The sequence below is a fragment of the Thainema salinarum CENA647 genome, assembly GCF_057732415.1.
In genome coordinates this window covers 4,092,947-4,114,617 of record NZ_JBYJZJ010000022.1, presented here as the reverse complement: position 1 = coordinate 4,114,617, position 21,671 = coordinate 4,092,947, and the positions used below count along the sequence as shown (strand labels likewise).

15 protein-coding genes are annotated in these 21,671 nt (G+C 51.7%); 10 read left to right on the top strand and 5 right to left on the bottom strand.

Annotation, left to right across the window (positions count from 1 at the left end; all coding sequences use genetic code 11):
- The first annotated feature begins 39 nt into the window (after positions 1-39).
- From AC286M_RS24860 to AC286M_RS24850, 3 genes are read left to right on the top strand one after another with little or no spacing between them, the layout of a single operon-like run.
- A complete protein-coding gene (locus tag AC286M_RS24860; RefSeq protein ID WP_488206931.1) occupies positions 40-789 on the top strand; it encodes an ABC transporter ATP-binding protein in 750 nt (249 codons plus the stop codon).
- Positions 783-3,149 (top strand): ABC transporter permease, encoded by a 2,367-nt coding sequence (locus AC286M_RS24855; RefSeq protein ID WP_488206930.1) that lies wholly within the window; start codon positions 783-785, stop codon positions 3,147-3,149. The genes AC286M_RS24860 and AC286M_RS24855 overlap by 7 nt, the downstream gene beginning before the upstream one ends.
- A gap of 11 nt (positions 3,150-3,160) precedes the next feature.
- The gene (locus AC286M_RS24850; RefSeq protein WP_488206929.1) at positions 3,161-4,669 is read left to right on the top strand and encodes an efflux RND transporter periplasmic adaptor subunit; all 1,509 of its coding nucleotides are present in this window, start codon (positions 3,161-3,163) and stop codon (positions 4,667-4,669) included.
- A gap of 84 nt (positions 4,670-4,753) precedes the next feature.
- Here the strand turns inward: AC286M_RS24850 and AC286M_RS24845 are convergent, their stop codons facing one another.
- Together AC286M_RS24845 and AC286M_RS24840 are read right to left on the bottom strand one after the other, a co-directional pair.
- Positions 4,754-9,100 (bottom strand): PAS domain S-box protein, encoded by a 4,347-nt coding sequence (locus tag AC286M_RS24845; protein ID WP_488206928.1) that lies wholly within the window; start codon positions 9,098-9,100, stop codon positions 4,754-4,756.
- Positions 9,101-9,216: 116 nt separating this feature from the next.
- Positions 9,217-10,557 carry a glycosyltransferase family protein gene (locus AC286M_RS24840; protein ID WP_488206927.1) on the bottom strand — a complete coding sequence of 447 codons (1,341 nt, stop codon included), beginning with the start codon at positions 10,555-10,557 and terminating at the stop codon, positions 9,217-9,219.
- A 668-nt stretch (positions 10,558-11,225) separates the two neighbouring features.
- Between AC286M_RS24840 and AC286M_RS24835 the strand changes: the two genes are divergently transcribed.
- From AC286M_RS24835 to AC286M_RS24825, 3 genes are all read left to right on the top strand, one after another.
- Positions 11,226-15,209, top strand: a complete 3,984-nt coding sequence (locus tag AC286M_RS24835) for a magnesium chelatase subunit H (protein WP_488206926.1) — start codon at positions 11,226-11,228, stop codon at positions 15,207-15,209.
- A 118-nt stretch (positions 15,210-15,327) separates the two neighbouring features.
- The gene (locus tag AC286M_RS24830) at positions 15,328-16,173 is read left to right on the top strand and encodes an endonuclease/exonuclease/phosphatase family protein (RefSeq protein WP_488206925.1); all 846 of its coding nucleotides are present in this window, start codon (positions 15,328-15,330) and stop codon (positions 16,171-16,173) included.
- A gap of 33 nt (positions 16,174-16,206) precedes the next feature.
- Positions 16,207-16,632 carry a hypothetical protein gene (locus tag AC286M_RS24825; RefSeq protein ID WP_488206924.1) on the top strand — a complete coding sequence of 142 codons (426 nt, stop codon included), beginning with the start codon at positions 16,207-16,209 and terminating at the stop codon, positions 16,630-16,632.
- Between the two features lie 85 nt (positions 16,633-16,717).
- Here AC286M_RS24825 and AC286M_RS24820 read toward each other — a convergent pair whose 3' ends face one another.
- Genes AC286M_RS24820 through AC286M_RS24810 form a run of 3 tightly spaced genes read right to left on the bottom strand, consistent with a single transcriptional unit; the run spans position 16,718 to position 17,987 of the window.
- A complete protein-coding gene (locus AC286M_RS24820; protein ID WP_488206923.1) occupies positions 16,718-16,999 on the bottom strand; it encodes a GIY-YIG nuclease family protein in 282 nt (93 codons plus the stop codon).
- A complete protein-coding gene (locus AC286M_RS24815; protein ID WP_488206922.1) occupies positions 16,999-17,328 on the bottom strand; it encodes a hypothetical protein in 330 nt (109 codons plus the stop codon). Before AC286M_RS24815 ends, AC286M_RS24820 begins: the two co-directional genes overlap by 1 nt.
- Complete coding sequence (locus AC286M_RS24810; protein ID WP_488206921.1) at positions 17,325-17,987, bottom strand: hypothetical protein; 663 nt, start codon at positions 17,985-17,987, stop codon at positions 17,325-17,327. The genes AC286M_RS24815 and AC286M_RS24810 overlap by 4 nt, the downstream gene beginning before the upstream one ends.
- Before the next feature lie 708 nt (positions 17,988-18,695).
- On the opposite strand from AC286M_RS24810, the gene AC286M_RS24805 reads away from it, so the two are divergent.
- The 4 genes from AC286M_RS24805 (at position 18,696) to AC286M_RS24790 (ending at position 21,657) form a co-directional block, all read left to right on the top strand.
- The gene (locus AC286M_RS24805; protein ID WP_488206920.1) at positions 18,696-18,947 is read left to right on the top strand and encodes a UPF0175 family protein; all 252 of its coding nucleotides are present in this window, start codon (positions 18,696-18,698) and stop codon (positions 18,945-18,947) included.
- A gap of 193 nt (positions 18,948-19,140) precedes the next feature.
- Positions 19,141-19,704, top strand: a complete 564-nt coding sequence (gene rfbC / locus AC286M_RS24800) for a dTDP-4-dehydrorhamnose 3,5-epimerase (RefSeq protein WP_488206919.1) — start codon at positions 19,141-19,143, stop codon at positions 19,702-19,704.
- Positions 19,689-20,609, top strand: a complete 921-nt coding sequence (gene rfbD / locus AC286M_RS24795) for a dTDP-4-dehydrorhamnose reductase (RefSeq protein ID WP_488206918.1) — start codon at positions 19,689-19,691, stop codon at positions 20,607-20,609. Before rfbC ends, rfbD begins: the two co-directional genes overlap by 16 nt.
- On the top strand, positions 20,569-21,657 hold the full coding sequence (locus tag AC286M_RS24790; protein WP_488206917.1) for a glucose-1-phosphate thymidylyltransferase: 1,089 nt from the start codon (positions 20,569-20,571) through the stop codon (positions 21,655-21,657). Before rfbD ends, AC286M_RS24790 begins: the two co-directional genes overlap by 41 nt.
- Positions 21,658-21,671: the final 14 nt, after the last annotated feature.

Genomic DNA, 21,671 nt, shown 5'->3' with positions numbered 1-21,671 from the left:
CCCTGGCTAGCCTCAAGATAGATATTCCTGCAACGCATCATGGGGCTATCAACAGAGGGATTGCAATTAGAGGCGACGGCTCGGACACCTGTGGTTTTTCACGTCGAGCAGTTGACTAAAACCTACCGCATGGGCGAAGTCGAAGTGCAGGCCCTGCGGTCAGTCGATCTTGACTTGTATGAAAGTGAATTTGTGGTGCTGCTGGGGCCGTCGGGTAGCGGCAAATCGACGCTGCTCAATATTCTGGGCGGACTCGACATTCCCACCAGCGGGCAGGTGTTCTTCCGCACCCAAAATCTCACCCATGCCAACGATGCGGTTCTAACCCGTTTCCGTCGCGATGCTGTAGGGTTTATCTTCCAGTTTTATAACCTCATCCCCAGTCTCACCGCCCGCGAGAATGTGGCGCTGGTCACGGAAATTGCTCGTCATCCCATGTCGCCCGTGGAATCACTTGATATCGTCGGACTGGCCGATCGGCTCGATCACTTTCCGGCTCAGCTCTCCGGTGGGGAACAGCAGCGAGTTGCGATCGCACGTGCCATTGCCAAACGCCCTGAAGTTTTGCTTTGCGATGAACCGACGGGAGCGCTGGATTTCCGGACGGGTAAGTTGGTTCTGAAAGCCCTACAGCAGGTCAATCGCGAGTTTGGTACAACGACGGCTGTGATTACCCATAATGCTGGCATTGCCGCAATGGCCGATCGGGTGATTCACATGCGCAGCGGCCAGATTACGGCAATTGAATGCAATGCGCAGAAGGCTGATCCGGAGGAGCTGGAATGGTGAGTTCTCTCAACCTCAAACTCCTCCGCGATCTGATTCACCTCCGAGGCCAGGTGGTTGCAATTGTGCTGATTGTGGCCTGTGGGATTGCCAGTTTGGTGACGATGCTAAGTGCCTATGACTCGCTGAATCTCACCCAGGCGGCCTATTACGACCAGTATCACTTTGCCGATGTGTTTGTGCAGGTGAAGCGGGCACCGGAGCAAATCCGCGATCGCATTCAAGCGTTACCGGGGGTGCAGCAGGTGCAGACTCGGGTGGTGCGAGATGTAATTTTGGATGTGCCGGGGTTGGCGGAGCCAGCGACAGGACGATTAATTTCGGTGCCGGAGCAGCGGATGCCGTTGCTGAATAGCCTATACCTCAGCCAGGGACACTACCTTACGCCCGGACATCCCAATGAGGTGCTGGTGAGTGAGACGTTTGCCAATGCGAATGACCTGAAGCTGGGTGATACCTTGGGCGCGGTGATCAATGGGCGCTGGCAGGATTTGCAGATTGTCGGGATGGCGCTGTCGCCGGAGTATGTCTACGAGATTCGCGGTACGGATTTGCTGCCGGATAATCAGCGGTTTGGCGTGCTGTGGATGGGGCGCGAGGCATTGGCGACAGCGTTCGATATGGACGGGGCGTTTAACGATGTGGCGCTGGATTTAACCCGAAATGCCAGTGAAGCTGACGTGATTTTCCGATTGGATCAGCTCTTGGAATCCTACGGGGGACTGGGAGCCTACGGGCGGCGCGATCAAATCTCGAATCGATTTGTCTCGGATGAAATCACCAGTCTCAAAGCATCAGCGGTGTTCATGCCGATTATCTTTTTGGGGATTGCGGCGTTTTTGCTGAACCTGCTGCTGGCGCGGTTGATTAGCACTCAGCGAGATCAGATTGCGGTGCTGAAGGCGTTTGGCTACAGCAATCTGGATGTGGGGTTGCACTATCTCAAGCTGGTGGTGCTGGTGGTGCTGGCCGGAGCGGCGTTGGGCACCGGGATTGGCCTTTGGTTTGGCTCAGCGACGACCAAAAACTACGCCAATTTCTATCACTTTCCGGTGCTGGCGTTTGAAGTGGGGGCGGACTTGGTCATCATTGCGGTGGGAACCAGTCTAGTTGCCGCCATGATTGGCGCGTTTCTGTCGGTGCAAAGAGCGGTGCAGCTACCTCCAGCGGAAGCGATGCGGCCTGAGCCTCCGGCAGAATTTCGACCGACGCTGATTGAGCGCTTGGGTTTGCAGCAGCTATTTTCGCCAGCGGGACGGATTATTTTACGTAATCTGGAGCGGCAGCCGATTAAGGCGGGATTGGCGATTTTGGGCATTTCGCTGGCGGTGGCGATTCTGGTGGTGGGTCGTTCGTTTGAGGACGGCATGAACTACATCATCAATGTGCAGTTTCACCAGATTCAGCAGGAGGATATTACCCTGGCCTTTGCGGAACCGCTGGCGGGACGCGCCCAGTACGATTTGCTGCACTTACCCGGCGTGCTGCGGGTGGAGCCGTTTCGCAGTGTGCCCGCCCGACTGCGATTTCAGCAGCGCACTTACTTGGGCGGTCTGACAGGGTTGCCGCCGGATGGGACGCTGCGCCGTCTGCTAAATCGGCAGCTGAAGCCAGTCTCGCTGCCGGAATCAGGAGTGCTGCTGACAACGAAGCTGGCTGAAATTCTAAATATTCATCCGGGAGAACTGCTGACGCTGGAGGTGCTGGAAGGCAGTCGTCCCCAGCGACAGGTGCCTGTAGTCGGTCTGGTTGATGAGCTGATTGGCGTTTCGGCCTACATGAATATCGATACACTGAATAGCCTGATGCGGGAGGATTTGACCCTCTCCGGTGCCTACTTGACAGTAGACCCTCAGCAGCTTGACCCAATTTACGCCGAACTGAAGCAAACGCCTGCTGTGGCTAGCGTCGCCCTGCGTCAACACAGCATTAAGCGGTTTCAGGAAACGATTGCTGGCAGTTTGGCCATTTTTACGACGGTGCTGGTGATTTTTGCCTGCATTATTGCCTTTGGCGTGGTGTATAACGCTGCCCGAATCGCTTTATCTGAGCGGGGGCGAGAGCTGGCGACGCTGCGAATTATTGGCTTCACTCAGCGGGAAGTGGCCTTTATTTTGCTGGGTGAACAGGCGGTGCTGACGCTGCTGGCTGTTCCGGTGGGCTATGCCATTGGGTACGGACTGGCGGCGTTGATGGCGCTGGCCTACAACACCGAGCTGTATCGCTGGCCGCTGGTTGTGACCCGCTACACCTATGGTTTTGCCTTTGGCGTGATTGCGATCGCAGCTATCATTTCTGGTGCGCTGATTCGCCGTCAAATCAATCAGCTTGATCTCGTTGCCGTGCTGAAGACCCGCGAATAAAGGAGTCCATCATGCCTCACGACAGTCATACTACGGAGTCATCTCAGTTTGCCGAGCCGCAACAGACGGGGTTGGGCAATGGTCAAACGCCAGTCCAGGACGAGACGAATCGGCAGGTTGCGATATCTGATTCGCCGAACACGAACAACGGGACGAAAGCCGTGAATGGCTCGGTTCCCGTGCAGCAGCGGAAATTTAGGCTTTCCCGACGCTGGTTGTATGCACTGGGAGGATTAGGCGCAGTGGGACTGATTGCGCTGGCGTTTCGGCCTGCGCCCGTGCGGGTCGATCTAGTCACCGTGGAGCGGGGCGATTTGCAGGTGACGGTGGATGCGGAAGGCAAGACGCGGGTGCAAGATCGCTTTGTGGTGGCGGCTCCGGTGGATGGCCGCTTGGCGCGGATTGACCTGTCGGCGGGGGATGGGGTGGAGCAGGGCAGCGTGATTGCCCAGATTGACCCTATCCCTTACACCAGCCAGGTGCAGGAGGCGCAGGCGCGGATTGAGGCGCTGCGGGCGGAAATCGCCGGGGTGGACACCCAGCGGCCCAAAAACGAGGCGTTGGCTCAGGCCCAGGCGCGTATCCAGTCGGCCCAAGCCGCCCAGCGTCAGGCCGAGGCAGAGCTGGCCGAAGCACAAGCTGAACTGGCTCAGGCACAACGCGATCGCAATCGCGCCGATATGCTGGCCTCCCAGGGAGCGATCCCAGAGCAAGATCGAGAATCGGCTCGCCTGACGGAGGTATCGCGGGAACAGGCGGTGACGGTGGCGAGACAGAACGTGGAAAGTGCGATCGCATCTGTGAATGCCGCTCAATCTGACCTGGCGATTTTGCAGGCGGAGCAGCAAGACCCAGACTATTTGCTGGATGTCTACCAGGCGGAAATCAATCAGGTCGAAGCCGAACTGGCTCGCCTAGCCGATGACGCTAATCGTACCGAGATTCAGGCTCCCGCCAGTGGTCGAGTACTCCGCATTCCCGAAAAGAGTGCCCGCTATGTGACGGCAGGCACGGAGCTAGTTGAACTCGGCGACGCGAGCAACTTGGAGCTGATTATTGATGTTCTATCCACCGATGCCGTCAAGATTCAACCAGGAGACACCATCCAGGTATCCCAGTGGGGCGGCGACGACACAATCTTGGCCAAAGTCCGCTATGTAGAACCGTCTGCATTTACCGACGTGTCAGCCCTGGGCGTTGAAGAACAGCGGGTAAACGTGATTGCCGATTTCGTGGATTCAGAACGTGCGATCGCACTGGGCGATGGCTATCGGGTCGAAACGCAAATCGTGATTGATCAAACCGATGATGCGCTGACCGTACCGATTAGCGCCGTCTTTCCCTGCGATACCGGATCGTGCGTTTTTGCAGTAGAGAATAATCGGGCCTACCTAACCCCTGTGACAACGGCGGCACGGAACACCTTTGAAGTTGCGATCGCAAGTGGTCTAGCAGAAGGTGATACGGTGATTGCCTACCCCGAAACTGTTACTGACGGCAATCGAATACAACCCCGATAAAATCGAATCCTACCGTTCCTCACCCAAATTTACACATTCCCACCCATCCACCCATCTACCCATCCACCCCTTATTCCTCACGCCTCACGCCTCACGTTCCCCCAACGGAATCGTAATCAAAAATGTCGTCCCTTCTCCCAGCGTTGACTCACAGGTGAGCGTACCGCTATGCCGCTCGGTGACGATTTGGTAGCTAATCGATAACCCCATCCCCGTTCCTTTACCAATGGGCTTTGTGGTGTAGAACGGATCGAATAGACGCGGTTTGATATGGTCAGGAATGCCGGGGCCATTGTCAGTAATTTGGATTTGCAAGTTGCGATCGCGCACTGCTGTTTTGACTAACGTTGTCGTTACCTGAATTATCGGTGCCCGATCCGACAGGTTATCGTTTTGGATGGCTTCTTCTAGTGCGTCAATCGCGTTACTTAGAACATTCATAAACACCTGATTGAGCTGGCCAGCATAGCAGTCCACTTTGGGAATATCACCGTACTGACGCACAATTTTAATTTCGGATCGATCCGGGCGTGGCTTTAGCCGATTTTGCAGAATCATCAGCGTGCTGTCGAGACCATCATGGATATCGACCTCTTTCTTTTCCGCCTCATCCATGCGGGAAAATGTTCGGAGTGATAAAACAATTTGCTTAATCCGCTCCGACCCCACTTTCATTGAATCCAGCAGGCGCGGCAAATCTTCCATCAAGAAATCGAGGTCAACATTTTCGGCTTCCTGGGCAATTTCTGCTGCCGGTTGGGGATAGTGCTGCTGATAGAGCTGAAGAACTCGCATCAAGTCGCTAATGTAGTCGCTGGCATAGCCCAAATTGCCGTAGATAAAGCTGACGGGGTTGTTGATTTCATGGGCAACTCCGGCCACCAGCTGACCCAAGCTCGACATCTTTTCGCTTTGCACTAGCTGCATTTGCATTTGCCGCACTTCTTGCAGCGTTTCTTCCAGCTCTTGTGCCTGCTGCCGCAGTTGGGCTTCTGATTCCCGCAGTTTAATCTCGGCTTCTTTTTGTTTTGTGATGCTGAGTCCTGTACCGCGAAAACCAATGATGTTGCCGTCTTCATCCAAGAGCGGTAATCCCGTCACCCGCTCCCACACCATTTCACCGGAGGGCGTAATATCTCGATGCTCCAAGGTGAAATTGCGCTTTTGGGCAGACGCTTTAGCCAAAATTTTCTGGACTTGGTCAACATCCTCTAGCGGCATAAAATCAAAGGGCGAATGACCGAGGAGTTCGGCGGCGCTGTGGCCTTTCACATCCTGTACTCGATCGGTCAAAAAGGTATAGTTTCCGTCCAGACTCATCTCCCAAAGGTATTCGCCTGCCGCTTCACTGACATCTCGAAAACGCTGTTCGCTTTCCCGCAGCGCTTCTTCCATGCGGCGGCGCTCAGTGGCATCGTTCCCAATCGAAAGCAGCTCCACTAAGTTACCGTTTTCATCCAGAATGGGGCGATTGGCCCAGGCCACCCACACCCGCGAACCGTCTTTGTGGATATTCTCATTTTCGTTGTAGGCATAGCGTTCGGGATGCTTGACGATATCCGCAATCAGCCGCTCTAGATCACGACCCGATGTTTCAGTTTTGGGCACAATTGTCCCCGGCCCATATTGATCAATTAGCTCACCCGGTTCATAGCCAAAGAAGCGATGACCATATTCATTCATAAACTTGATCTTGCCTTTTCTATCCCAGCGGATGATGATGCTATTGGCGGTTTCGATCAGGTTGCGATATTGAGCTTCACTCTCCGCCAGTGCCGCCTCAGCTTCTTTACGGTCAGAGATATCTTCCACCATGCCCAGGATGCCCACCACTTTGCCCTCTGGATCATGTAGAGGCACTTTGGTGGTGCTGCGCCATTTGGCTTGACCGTCTGCCTGGGATTGCGATTCGATGATGCCGTATTCTGCTTGGTCGGCCTCCATAATTCTGCGATCGCACTCGATGTAAAACTCGGTTTCGTCGCCACTCCACGGCAGTTCATAATCAGATTTGCCGATAATTTCGGCGGGAGATTCGAGTCCTGCCACCTGAGCCTGCCGGAGATTGCAGCCCAAGTAGATGCAGTTGCGGTCTTTCCAGAAAACCTGCTGAGGAATCGTGTCGATCACCAGACGCAGCATATCCTGAGATCGCTGGAGTTCAGCTTTCGCGTTAACCTCTTCTGTCACATCTAGAACCAGTGACGCTAGACCCATAATTTCGCCATCAGGCGCAACCAGAGGCGTGTTATACCACTCGCAAATGATCATGCGTCCATCTTTAGTCAAGTTGGGGTTTGTGCTGCGAGTTCCGCCCTTGCGGGTCATCAGATCCTTACAAATTTGGTCAACGTAGGGTTTCACATCGTCGGTACACAGCACGCTAGTATGCTGACCCATGATTTCATCAGCCGTGTAGCCAAAAATCTTCTCTGCCGCTGGATTCCACGACAGCACCTTGACATCTGGCGACCATTCAATCATCGCCAGCGGCGTATGCTCAATCAGCAGATTCATCTTTTGCTGAGAGCGGCGCAGTTCTGTTTCGACTGCTTGCAGGTCTTGAATCGTCCGACTGAGTTGGGCGGTTCGCTCTTCGACAATATCTTCCAGTTCGTCATTGAGCTGCTGGAGTTTGGCTTCAGCCCGTTTGCGCTCGGTAATGTCCCGCACCATAATCAGGACTTCATTGTCCCCACTCGGTACAACCCGGACTTCCTCATCCTGTCGCTGACCCTTGACCTCAATTTGCTGCTCGTAAACCTGTAGTTCCCCGGTTCGCAGCGCTTGATGGACATAGATCATGCGGCGCTGGGCTTGATCGTAGGGAAAGGCATCATAAATACTCGTGCCGTTGAAGGTTTCTTCCTGGTCATAGAGCGTAATATTGCCGCCATTGACGGCTCCGATATAGGTGCCATCCCCCCGCATCCGCATCAGTAAGTCGGGAATGGCATCAATTAGCGCCTGGTTGGTCGCTTCGCTCTGTCGAAGGGCTTCCTCGGCTTGCTTGCGTTGCGTAATATCAAAAATGACGCCGTCCAGACAATGGGGATTGCCCTGCCGATCAAAAATCCCCTGTCCTTTTTCATAGACCCAACGAATACTGCCATCCCGATGCAGCACCCGATATTCCAAGACAAAAGGCTGGCGCGATCGCAGTGCCTGTTCCACCTTCTGCTCAACCACTACTCGATCATCGGCATGGATGACGCTGGCCCAGGTGCGAAGTTGATTATCAATAAAATCAGAGGCTGGATAGCCGGAAATATCGAAGGTGGCACTGCTCATGAACTCCATCGTCCAGTTGCGATCGCATAAACAGCGATAGACAGCCCCCGGAATGTTATCGACCAGGGTGCGGAACTGTTCACTGTTGCGCTGGATGGTTGCTGCCGCATTCTCCTGGGCGGTAATGTCCTGAATCAGTCCCAGTAGGCCCGTAATATTACCTTCATCGTCGCGGAGTGGCACTTTATTGGTTTTGAGCCAGCGAACTTCACCATTCGCTTGGCGTCGAGGCTGGCGTAGATCGCGGAGAGGCTGGCCCGTTTCCAACACTGTGCGATCGCACTTGAGATACCAATCCCGCTGATCGGGTGTCCACGGCATCTCGGCATCGGTGCAGCCCTTAACCTGTTCGGGAGCGCCTAACCCCGTCATCTCGGCCCAGCGGCGATTACAGCCCTGGTAGACCGAATGCTGATCTTTCCAAAAAATGAACTGGGGAATGTTGTCGATGACGAACTGCAAAAACTGCTGCGATTCCTGCCGCTCTCGCTCAATCTGATGGCGCTCAATAGCTGCAGCTACACTATCAGCGATGATGTGCAGTCCAGTTAATTCAGCCTCTGACCATTGCCGCTCAGCCGCCCCGTCAATGAGCTGTAGGAAACCCCATAGTTCCTGATTTCGTTGAATAGGAACCAGACTAATCAGCTGACTCTGGACTTGTCCGGCCTGATTAGTAGATTGAATTGCGTTCTCAGACGGATTCCAGCCATAGCAAACGATTTCGGTCTGAGCGAGCTGTGGATACCAGCCAGACACAGGTGGCAGAGTAGACCTGGCATCGGGTTGTTCGCTCCTGTCCGTCGCTCCGTGCTCAGCTTGCCACTGCCAACAACACTCCAAATCTAGCTCAGATTCAGCGGTCTCAACGGTTGCATGAGTCTGTACTGCCGAGCTAAACCGATAAACGATAACCTGCGCCAGATCAAAAGCTTGCCCTAGAGTTGCGATCGCGCATTGCATGGCCTGGTCAACATCGCGCACCGTCAGCAGTTGATGAGTGATTTTAGAAATGCCCTGTAGGATTGCTGCGTGGTTGTTTGAGAGGGTAGACGAGGATGTGCGATCGCACTCTAGATTTCCATCCTCACTCTGCACCGTTGATGAACAATCTGATGACGGACTTCCAGGCATAGTCATGGCAACTCAGGCTCGTGAACAGCTTTCCAATACTTTACGTAGTATTACCCTCTTAAACAGGATGCCCGATATCTCTACTGCCCAAACGTTCAAACGTCACAAGGGTTTAATGGTGTTTATACTCTAGGCTTTTTCTTCAAGCCAGCATAAACAGGCGAAACCATTTCATTTATAACCAGCTCCGCCAACCGATGGGCCGCACCGGATTCACCGCGTACCTGGCGTAAGTCATTGCGAATTTGCGCAAGAGTTTCTGGATGCTGGAGCCAGTTGATGCCGATCTTGGCAATATCAGCAGGTTGTAGTTGACCAATTAGTTCCGGCACGATTTCGCGTCCAGCCCAGATATTAGGCCAAGCCAACAGGCGATTGCCCAAATTCCGCAGGAATACCGTATTAATTAACTTGGCGAACAGCGTACCGACACCCGGTAGATTTGCCAAAATGCCAGGAATACCGTCCCAGGCTCGCATGGCGTCAAGCTGCTGAGTGGGGATAATCACAATCATTGGCATAGCGAGAGCGCCCAACTCTGCGGTATTTGCGCCGACGGTTGTAATGCAAAACTTACAGTGAGACAAAACTGCGTGGGCTGGAAAGTCTGTCCATAAATGGATCTTGAGGCCAGATTCTGTCTTCAAGTAAGGTAATGTGTCGGGTTCATTCGGAATAATCAGTTGGGCTGCTGAACCAGATACGCGCTGCACCATTGGATTTTGGCTAGCATCAGCGAACTTAGCCAGTTCCTCAAGCTTCAGGGTAGGTGCGACGGGAATGACAAATCGGGTTTGGGGCCGAGCAGCGTGGATTTGATCTGCGATCGCACATACAAATGGAACGCCCATTGCCAGTTTGGCAGCTTTGGAGCCGGGAAGGAGACCGATGAGTTCGGTTTGGTCGGTGAGGGAGAGAGGCAATGGGGTGGATGGGTGGATGGGTGAATGGGTAGATGGATTATTGGGGGTATCGGTGACGTCAGCCATTAGATCGCCGATGACAGTGAATTTGTGGCGGTATTGGGGTTTGGCTTGATTGATTAGCTCTGGTTTCATCACTGCGAACTGATCGACCCAGCGGTGCCAGCGGGTATCCCATTCGCCGTAGATGAGTGTGGAGTAACCTAAACGCTTGCCGATGATGACGGGGAAAAGCTGATCGCCACCCAGGAAAATGACAACTCCGCGATCGCGCCAGTCCCAATCGTCCTGCGTCCGCCCCCAGAGCAAGAACGGAAAGAAATCCTTGGCATCCTGCACCCGATCCACTTCGGCATAGTTACGAGCAATGTCACCTTCCTGTCCGGTGGCATTGGGGCAGGGCGAGAGCACAACGGAAATGCGGGTTTGCTGATGGTCATTGCCCAGTTTTTGGCGTAGCGATCGCACCACAGGTTTCACCCAAGTCGTCACCTCACCGGGGCCATTCGAGAGAATCAAGATATCAATAGGCATGTCCATATTTAGCTGTCCTTAGAAGTGGGACGAGATGAGTTAGGGGTGGATGGGTGATCGGGTGGACGGGTAATTGAGTGATCTCGTTACGCCTATCGACTCCCTTTACAGTCCTCATCGGTGCGTTTCGCTTCGCTCTACACACCCTACAACTTCTTTCGCCTCACTCCTTCTCCTCACGCCTCATCCTCTAAACGTAAACTTTGATTAAGATTTTCTGAGTAAATACTTTTATTTTTGTCAACGGTTGTAAACAAACATCTCAATATAGTTATCAAATTGTGTCAGATAAGGCCGCAATCCCTTATCTATTGAGCATTTTTTGATAGAAACACTCCTATGGCGATGTTTCAGTCCTTGCTCACAGCGGGTAAAGAATCTCATCTTTGCCTCCGTGCTTTTTACTCAGTCGCTCGTAAATCTGCGTATTTTGAGCGTTGAAACTGGTCGCCTAGTCGGTAGAGCCTCAGTGATTGTTTCAGTTCTGCAACAGTCAGCGAGAACCTGCTCAAAGGTTCTCAACTAAGGGATAGGATCTAAGATTGCGGGCTGATTTGCTGCTGGGTGATTTACAGACTTAGCGGCTCAGAATGCAGGGTTTACTTAATATCAAAATCCGATCATACGATTTCTAATCAAAACGCAGGCATCACGCATCAAAGGAGTTTAACCGCATGTTCACCCACGTCAAGCCCACCGTACGGCATATTAAGCCGGATGATCTCGGTACGCGCAGACTCATCAAGGTGGTCTATGTGGTGTTGGAGCCGCAGTACCAAAGCTCGCTCTCAGCCGCTGTTCGTGAGATCAACCGCAACAACGCTCACTTAGCTTTCGAAGTGAGTGGCTACTTAATTGAAGAGCTTCGTGACCCAGAGAACTATCAGGCGTTCCAGAAAGATATCTCTGAGGCAAATGTGTTCATTGCGTCGCTGATCTTCCTAGAAGACTTGGCCGACAAGCTGGTAGAAGCCGTTACGCCCTATCGCGACAATCTAGATGTAGCGGTTGTCTTCCCGTCTATGCCCCAGGTGATGCGCTTGAATAAGATGGGCACGTTCTCGATGGCGCAGTTGGGCCAGTCTAAAAGTGCGATCGCATCATTCATGAAGAAGCGGAAGGAAAACTCCGGTGCGGGTTTCCAAGACGCGATGCTGAAGCTGCTGCGGACGCTGCCCAAGGTGCTGAAGTACCTGCCGATGGACAAGGCGCAGGATGCCCGCAACTTTATGCTCAGCTTCCAGTACTGGCTGGGTGGTTCGCAGGAAAACCTGGAGAACTTCCTGCTGATGCTGGCTGATAGGTATGTGGTCAAAGGTGAGCGGGCAGACGGTGTGAAGTATGCTGAGCCTGTCACTTATCCCGACATGGGCATTTGGCACCCGTTAGCACCGACCATGTATGAGGATCTGAAGGAATACTTCAACTGGTACGACTCCCGCCCCGATCTCTCAGCCGACATGAAAGATCCGCTGGCTCCCTGTGTGGGCTTGGTCTTGCAGCGGACGCACTTGGTGACAGGCGACGATGCCCACTATGTGGCGATGGTGCAGGAACTAGAGTGCCTGGGCGCACGGGTAATCCCCGTCTTTGCAGGCGGTTTAGACTTCTCCAAACCCGTTGATGCCTATTTTTACGACCCAATTGATCCCAATAAAACGGTCGTGGATGCAGTGGTTTCCCTGACCGGATTTGCGCTCGTCGGTGGCCCCGCTCGTCAGGATCATCCCAAGGCAATTGAGTCTTTGAAGCGGCTGAATCGTCCCTACATGGTGGCTTTGCCTCTCGTGTTCCAAACCACTGAAGAGTGGGAAGCGAGCGATTTGGGTCTGCACCCGATCCAGGTGGCGCTGCAAATCGCCATTCCTGAGCTGGATGGCGCGATTGAGCCGATTATCCTTTCCGGTCGTGACGGTGCGACCGGACGTGCGATCGCACTTCAAGACCGGATCGAAGCTGTCGCTCAGCGGGCGATGAAGTGGGCCAGTCTGCGCCGCAAGCCCAAGGTTGACAAGCGGTTAGCCATCACCGTTTTCAGCTTCCCGCCGGACAAGGGCAACGTCGGTACGGCAGCGTACCTGGATGTGTTCGGCTCCATCTACAAAGTGATGGAAGCGATGAAGAACAACGGCTACGATGTGCAGGATCTGCCAGAATCGCCTGAGCAGCTGATGCAAGAGGTGATCCACGACGCACAGGCTCAGTACGCGAGTCCGGAACTGAATATTGCCTACCGGATGCCCGTGCAGGAGTACGAGCAGCTTACGCCTTACTCCCAGCGGCTAGAAGAGAACTGGGGGCCACCGCCCGGACACCTGAATACCGATGGTCAGAACATGCTGATCTACGGTAAGTCGTTTGGGAACATCTTCATCGGTGTGCAGCCCACGTTTGGTTACGAAGGTGACCCGATGCGGCTGCTGTTCTCCCGCTCGGCCAGCCCCCACCACGGTTTCGCGGCTTACTACACCTATCTAGAGCATCTCTGGAAGGCGGATGCGGTACTGCACTTTGGTACGCACGGCTCGCTGGAGTTCATGCCGGGTAAGCAGATGGGCATGTCCGGCGACTGCTATCCCGACAACCTGATCGGCCACATTCCCAACCTCTACTACTACGCCGCTAACAACCCCTCCGAGGCAACTATTGCTAAGCGGCGCAGCTATGCAGCCACAATTAGCTATCTGACTCCGCCAGCGGAAAATGCGGGTCTGTACAAGGGTTTGAAGGAACTGAGCGAGCTAATCGGCTCCTACCAGGGCCAGAAAGAAAGCGGGCGGGCGGTGCAAATCGTCAACGCGATCGTGACTCAGGCGCAAATCTGCAATCTGGATAAGGATATCGAGTTCCCAGAAGTCGATGCCAGTGAGCTAATCGTCGAGCAGCGCGACAATATTGTCGGTAAGGTTTACATCAAGCTGATGGAAATCGAGTCGCGTCTGTTGCCCTGCGGTCTGCACGTGATCGGTAAGCCTCCTACTGCCGAAGAAGCGATCGCAACTCTGGTCAACATTGCGGGGCTAGATCGGCCTGAGGATGGTGGCATTAAGAGCCTCCAGCGGATTATTGCCGAAAGTTTAGGTCGCGACATTGATCAGGTTTATAAAAACAGCGATCGCGGTGTGCTTGAAGATGTCCAGCTACTCAATGACATTACCCAAGCATCACGGGCTGCCGTCTCGGCACTGGTAAAAGAGCAGGCCGATGCAGATGGTCGCGTGTCTCGCGTCGCCAAGCTCAATTTCTTCAACATGGGTCGCAAAGAGCCTTGGGTGGAAGCGCTGCACAATCTGGGCTACACCAAGGTAAGCGTGGAAGCATTAAAGCCTCTGTTCGAGTATCTAGAGTTCTGCCTGGAGCAAGTGGTGGCCGATAACGAACTGGGTGCGCTGCTGAAGGCGTTGGAAGGCGAGTACGTCCTACCTGGCCCCGGTGGTGACCCGATCCGCAACCCGGATGTGCTGCCCACGGGTAAGAATATCCACGCGCTTGACCCACAGTCGATTCCGACGATCGCAGCGGTGCAGTCGGCTAAGGTTGTGGTCGATCGTCTACTGGAGCGGCAAAAGCTGGACAACGGCGGCAGCTGGCCGGAAACAATTGCCTGCGTCCTCTGGGGTACGGACAACATCAAGACCTACGGCGAATCTCTAGCCCAAATCCTCTGGTTCATCGGCGTGCGTCCGGTGCCCGATTCCCTGGGGCGGGTGAACAAGCTGGAGCTGATTCCGCTGGAAGAACTGGGCCGTCCCCGAATCGACGTGGTCGTGAACTGCTCGGGTGTGTTCCGTGATCTGTTCATTAATCAGATGGCGCTGATTGACCGAGGTGTGAAAATGGCTGCCGAAGCCGATGAGCCGCTGGAGATGAACTTTGTCCGTAAGCACGCCATGAAGCAGGCGGATGAGCTGGGCATCAATCTGCGCCAAGCGGCAACCCGCGTGTTCTCTAACGCATCCGGTTCCTATTCCTCTAACGTCAATCTGGCGGTGGAAAACAGCTCTTGGGAAGAGGAGGCGGAACTACAGGAGATGTATCTGAAGCGCAAGTCGTTTGCCTTCAATTCGGATAATCCGGGCGTGATGGATGAGTCACGCGGCTTGTTCGAAGCATCGCTGAAGACGGCGGATGCTACGTTCCAAAACCTGGATTCTTCGGAAATCTCGCTGACGGACGTGTCGCACTATTTCGACTCTGACCCGACAAAGCTGGTGTCTCAGCTACGGGATGACGGCAAAACTCCGGCCTCTTACATTGCAGACACGACAACAGCGAATGCCCAAGTGCGGACGCTATCGGAAACGGTTCGCTTGGATGCGCGGACGAAGCTGTTGAATCCCAAGTGGTATGAGGGGATGCTCTCCCACGGTTATGAGGGTGTGCGGGAACTGTCGAAGCGCCTGGTGAACACAATGGGCTGGTCGGCGACGGCTGGCGCGGTGGATAACTGGGTGTATGAGGACGTAAACACAACCTTCATCGAGGATGCGGAGATGTGTAAGCGCCTGATGAATCTGAACCCGAACTCGTTCCGCCGGATGGTGGGTACGCTTCTGGAAGTTAACGGTCGCGGCTACTGGGAAACCAGCGAGGAAAACTTGGATCGGCTACGTGAGCTGTATCAAGAAGTAGAAGACCGTATTGAAGGTATCGAATAAGGTCTAGGTCATCTCAATTGTTACCTCTATGGGGAGCCACGGCTCCCCTTTTTTGCGTTCGTGTGTAAATGAAGATTGTGATACTCAGGCAAAAACTCTAAAATGAGTTCATTCATACTTGCAAGATCAAACAAAAGTGTTAACGCTTTTCTTTTGGAATCTCAACAAAAAGCCATTGCTTCCAGAAATTTCCGAGACCTGTCGAAGGTATGAGGTTGATGTAGTCGTTCTAGCGGAATTCAATTTGTCTTTGGCTAATGATTTACTGCTTGAGCTAAACAGAGAGATAGGTTTATCAGATCCTGTTTATATCTTTCAGTATGCTCCTAATCCCAAAGTTGCTTTCTTTCATAGATATACGCCAGAGCGAATGAAGAATGTTTTGGATGAGGGTGGGATTTCAATCAAAGAAGTGTTTCCACCTCTCAGTAGTAGCTTTTTGCTAGTAGGAGTTCATCTTCCAAGTAAACTCCACATGAGTGAAGATGATCAGATTTTTCAGGCAATGAGATTAGCTGAAGTAATTTCTGAAGTTGAAGTTGAGCGAAATAATCAAAGAACAATCTTGGTTGGTGATTTCAATATGAATCCATTTGAGAAAGGGATGGTAAGTTCTGATGCTCTTCACGCAGTTATGGATCAAGCGATTGCTAGAAGTGTTAGCCGAAAAGTTCAAGGAAGACAAAAGACTTTTTTCTACAATCCTATGTGGAGCTATTTAGGAGATCTTTCATCAGGCCCTCCCGGTACATACTACTATCAACCGGGAAGCTACATAAATTATTTTTGGAATACTTTTGATCAGATTTTGTTAAGACCAGCAAGTCTAGAACAATTTTCGATTGAGAATATAAGCGTACTGACAGAAATCAATAGTCAAAGCTTGGTTAAAGGCTTAAAAAGAGTTCCAGATTTGTCTGACCATCTACCGATTCTAATTCAATTGAAAGAAACAGTCATCTAAGTTTTTTAATAGTGAACTAGGAGAAAGCAAATCATGGTAGAAGATTTATGGGGGGAACTTCCTCCTGTAGAAAATATAAAAACACCCTTTACAATTTTGAAAGATCAGGCTGATTTATTAACCAGAAAAACTCAGGGCTTAGTTGTTGGTGAAGTAGAGCGGAGTGAAGTGGGAAACCGATGGGACAATGAGCAAAATCCTGAATCGGTCATCTATCTTAAAGCGAAAGTGCCATCACTTAATAATTACTCCATAGCATTACTTCAAGTAAGACATTCTGCAGGACTATATCCTCTTCTCATCTCTGGACTTATACAAAGTACTCCTCCAGCTAGATGTATGGATGAGGAGCAATTTCTCCATGCTTTGCATCATATTCTTTCGTCTGTACCCGTAAAAAATGCAGTATCCGCTTTACGAGTTGATGCAATCTCTCAGACTCGGACAGGAGCTATTTAAAAAGCTAGAGAAGGAAAACTTCTACTGTCAAATATCAACAAATGTTTTTATATAAGTAACCCAAGAGCCTTATGAGCAAATCGAATCAGATAACCGAAGGCATCTTATAGTTTAGTTTAGGTTTATAAAAACCAACTGCTGCATGTTCTGCTCGGTTTAGCAACCACTCGGGGACTTCAGCCCAAGAAATGTATGCTTCTGCCTTGCACTCGGCTAGAATCTCACCGATTTTATGATGACCGCTATTCCAACGTTGATGAATGTTCTTAGCCTGCCCAACATAGATCACTTCTCCATCAGCATTTCGGACAAGATAAATGCCACTAACTTTAGGCAGAGACGCTAAATCGGTGATTAGAACTTGCATTACAGTTCCTCAATATGAACATCACCAAATTGGGCTTCGAGCTTAATGCGCTGCCAATTGATTTCGATTGTTTCGTCGTCTAGCCCTGTCATCCGCCCGACAGAATATAGAGATTCTTTCAGCATTTGTTCGGATTTCTTTAGATCTTCTAAGGACATATCAAGTCCTTTCTCGCGAAGTTCTTTGATTTTTTCTAAAACTTCAATCCACGGTGCCTTGTAGCGTAAATCTCGAGCATCTGTTAGATCAGGACGTTCCTTTCTAAGTTGCTTTGTGTTTTTTGTGCAGGTTAGGCGATATACCTCCTGCTTCACTTCCTGCATCTTCATGAGTCATTCTCCGATACGTTTTTTGCATACCGAATTGCAGACTTAACTAATTTGAGAACTTCAGATTTTTTTAAATCAACCAGAGTTGCTCCCAGTTCGATAGCCTTTCGAGACGAGCGAGTTCCAAAAATAGCATCAACTTTATTGCGAGTTTCTTGAGCAACACCATCGTCAATCAGTAATTTTTTAACTAGCTTTTGCTGAACACGATAGGTGTCGTTCCACGTCTGTAATCCGCGTTGGCTATTCTCTAGCCTGGCTATTTTCTTAATACCCTCAGACCAGGAATCAAGAATACCTGTTAATGCAGTTGCAGTACCCACACCAGCTTTCTGCATTAAATTCTTGAGGATATTCCCTTTTAGTTTTGCATCTTTATGGACTTTTATATGCTCATCTCGGCAATATTCAATAACTTGCTCTGCTGAACCTATTGATGCCTCATGTCGCTCATACTCAGTATTTCGCCCTTCTTCTATGAGAGAACCGACCACTGTATCGTGATTTGTCATATTGTGACGATAATGTTCAAAAAGCTGGCGACCGTTCGTTGTCTCATAGTCAATTGCCTTACCATCTTTATCTCGAATGTCATAAAGATATTCAGCTTTAGTCAGCTCAATCTGGTCGCGAGTTCCTGGCTTTTGCTCTTTGTCCACAGTGCTCAATCCCTTAATGCTTGACGATATTATTCCCTTAATAATTTATTAATACCCATTAGCACCGCTTATATCCTTTGTACAGCAGGCGATTTCGCAGAAACTTAAATCTGTATTCTTCTATATTCAATAACCTTAAATATAGAAGACGAAATATAAGATCAAAAATACTAAAAAGCGAAATGTCTGAACCAGAATTTGAACTCAAACTCAAGCCCCGACCATCAAAAACAGTCTCGCTGAACATCCCAATCGATACATTGCAGGATTTAGAGAACATTGCAAACAAGCGAGACATGTCCGTTGAGTCCCTACTTAAGTTTTACATCGGGCACGGCTTACGTCAGGATTTAGCCAAATAACGAACTGCGATCGCACTTACTTTTCAAAATGGCCCAAACTCATCTGATAGTTCCTCAACGGTGCTGAAATTGATATTGATCTAGTTGTTAAGACCTTGCACCAGCTTGGCTTTGCCGAACCTCGTGCTTGGAGCAAGCCTCAAATTGATCCAATCAGCGGTAAACCAATGCGGATTCTCACCAAATGGATTCGACGCTAATGGTTGCAGTGGAAGTGCGATCATTGCTCTAAACCCTAGCGACACATTTATCAACAAAGCTTCTAGTGGTAGCGCTGGCGCAAACCCCATAGTCTTGATGCTCGACACGTAGCTTAAAATAGTTGCATACTTAGCCCAATAGTTCTATGGCTACCATTCAAGTTCAAATTCCTGAAGAAGTTTTGATTAGCCTCAAAGAAACGCCAGAGAGCATTGCACAGGAACTAGCAACGTTAGCCGCAGTCAAGTTGTTTGAAATGGGCAAGCTATCCTCTGGTCGTGCAGCTCAGTTGGCAGGAATGTCTAGAGCCGCTTTCCTGATGACTCTAGGGCGCTATCATGTCTCTCCATTCCAGATGACAGCCGCAGAACTTGAACAAGACGTTGAGAATGCCTGATCACTACATTGAGCAACTGCAAAGCTGCGGTATGTGGTTGAACGACCCGCTAATCCAAAAAATCCTTCAGCAAGCTGGAGAGAGTGAGAAGAATCAAGAATAATTGCGATCGCACCTCACTCTCTTTCCCCTCACGCTTCACCCCAAAGATGCGATAATCCCCTTGACGTATTACTGAACTGTCTCTCTACGCATGGAGATTATTCCAACTCGCATTCCCGACGTATTGCTGATTAAGCCCAAGGTTTTTGCCGACCATCGCGGCTTTTTTCTGGAAAGCTACAACCGCCAGCGCTTTGCCGAACAGACTGGCATCGACGTTGACTTCGTGCAGGACAACCACTCCCAGTCCAAACAGCACACCCTGCGCGGCTTGCACTACCAGGTTCGCCAAGCTCAGGGTAAGCTGATTCGCGTCGTGCAGGGCGCAATTTTCGATGTGGCAGTCGATATTCGCAAAGACTCCGCCACGTTTGGCGAGTGGGTCGGCTGCGTTCTGGATGCCGAGCATAAGCATCAGATTTGGGTGCCGCCCGGATTTGCCCACGGCTTCCTGGTTTTGTCCGACACCGCCGAAGTCCTCTACAAAACAACCGATTTCTACGCGCCGCAGCACGAGCGCTGCATTTTGTGGAACGATCCGGCAATTGGCATTGACTGGCCGCTGGAGGGCGTGGAGCCGATTCTTTCCGCCAAAGATCAAACCGGACAGCGCCTACAGGAAGCAGACGTATTTGAACCATGCGGATTGTTTTAACGGGGATTACCGGACAGGTGGGGGCGGAGCTGAACCGCTTGCTCAGTGACGATTCCCGCTATCAGGTAATCGGGCTGGATCGGCAAGCCTTGGATTTGTCCCAGCCGGACAAGATTGAAGATGCGATCGCACTTTTGCAACCGGATTTAATTATCAATCCCGCTGCCTACACTGCCGTAGATAAGGCCGAAACCGAAGCGGAACTGGCGCATCGGATCAATGCAGAAGCTCCAGCTCAACTGGCACAGGCAGCAGAGGATCTAGAGATTCCGCTGATTCACGTCTCAACTGATTATGTGTTCAACGGCCAGCAGAGTACGCCCTATCGCGAGACTGATCCAACCGATCCACTGGGCGTGTACGGCAAAACCAAGCTTCTGGGTGAGCAGGGAATCTGCGATCGCACTCAGCGGTTTATCATTCTGCGTACGGCTTGGGTTTACGGCACGGAAGGCGGCGGCAACTTTGTCAAAACCATGCTGCGGCTCGGTGCAGAGCGCAAAGAACTGCGGGTTGTAGCTGATCAGATTGGTAGTCCCACCTGGGCGCGAGAGATTGCAAGTGCGATCGCAGCTTTCATTCCCAAACTTAAAACAGATAGCGTCTCAGAGCTATACGGTACGTATCACTTCACCAACAGCGGCGTCGCCAGTTGGTATGACTTTGCTGTAGCCACTTTCGAGGAAGCTGAGCAGCTTGGTTTGCCGCTCCAGGTACAGCAGGTGACGCCGATTACTACTGCGGATTATCCGACGCCTGCGCGGCGTCCGGCCTACTCGGTTCTGCACTGTGCCAAAATAGCTACAGTTTTGGGAACGTCGCCTCCCCACTGGCGGCAGTCATTACGGCAGATGCTCCGCGAATATGTCCAAGTCCATGAAAGCGCTGATTCTCTCCGGCGGTAAGGGTACTCGCCTGCGGCCTCTGACTCATACGGGGGCCAAGCAGCTTGTCCCCGTCGCCAACAAGCCGATTCTCTGGTACGGTATCGAAAGCCTTGCTGCGGCTGGGATTACGGACATCGGCATCATCATTAATCCGGAAACAGGTGACGAAATCCGCCACAAAACGGGCGACGGTTCTCGCTTTGGCGTGCAAATCACCTACATTCTGCAAGAACATCCTGGTGGACTGGCTCACGCGGTCAAAACCGCTCAGCCTTTTCTGGGCCAAACACCATTTGTCATGTACCTGGGCGACAACCTAATTCAAGATCCGCTGCATGACTTTCTCGATCAGTTTCATCAAAACCAGCTTGATTCACTGATTTTGCTCAAGCAGGTAAGCGATCCCACCGCCTTTGGTGTCGCCAAAGTAATGGCCGATGGTCAAGTCGTGGGACTGGTCGAAAAGCCCAAAGTGCCGCCGTCAGATCTGGCCCTAGTCGGTATTTATTTCTTTGCACCTACAATTCACGATGCGATTGCACGTATCCAACCCTCGGCTCGCGGTGAACTGGAAATCACCGACGCCATTCAAACGCTGATTGATCACCAAAAATCGGTCGTTGCCTGTCAGCTTCGTGGCTGGTGGCTAGACACAGGCAAAAAAGATGACCTGCTCGAAGCCAATCGCATCATCCTCGATGAGTGTCCGCTCGTCACCTGCGATGGCACTGTAGATGGCGAAAGCCGCGTAATCGGTCGGGTCAAAATTGGCGCAGGCTCAACTATTACCAACTGCTCCATCCGTGGCCCAGTAATCATCGGCAAAGACTGCCATATTGAAAACTGCTTTATCGGCCCCTACAGCAGCATTGCGGATCGGGTGACGCTGATTGATGCTGACCTTGACCACAGCGTGGTGCTCGAAGGTGCAACCGTTTCCGGCATTCACCAGCGCATTGTCGATAGCCTAATTGGTCAACGCGCCAGAGTCGTCGCCACGCCCAAACGCCCCAAAGCTCTCCGCTTCATGGTGGGAGACGACAGCCAAATTGAGCTAATTGAATAGTTATAGCGATTTGT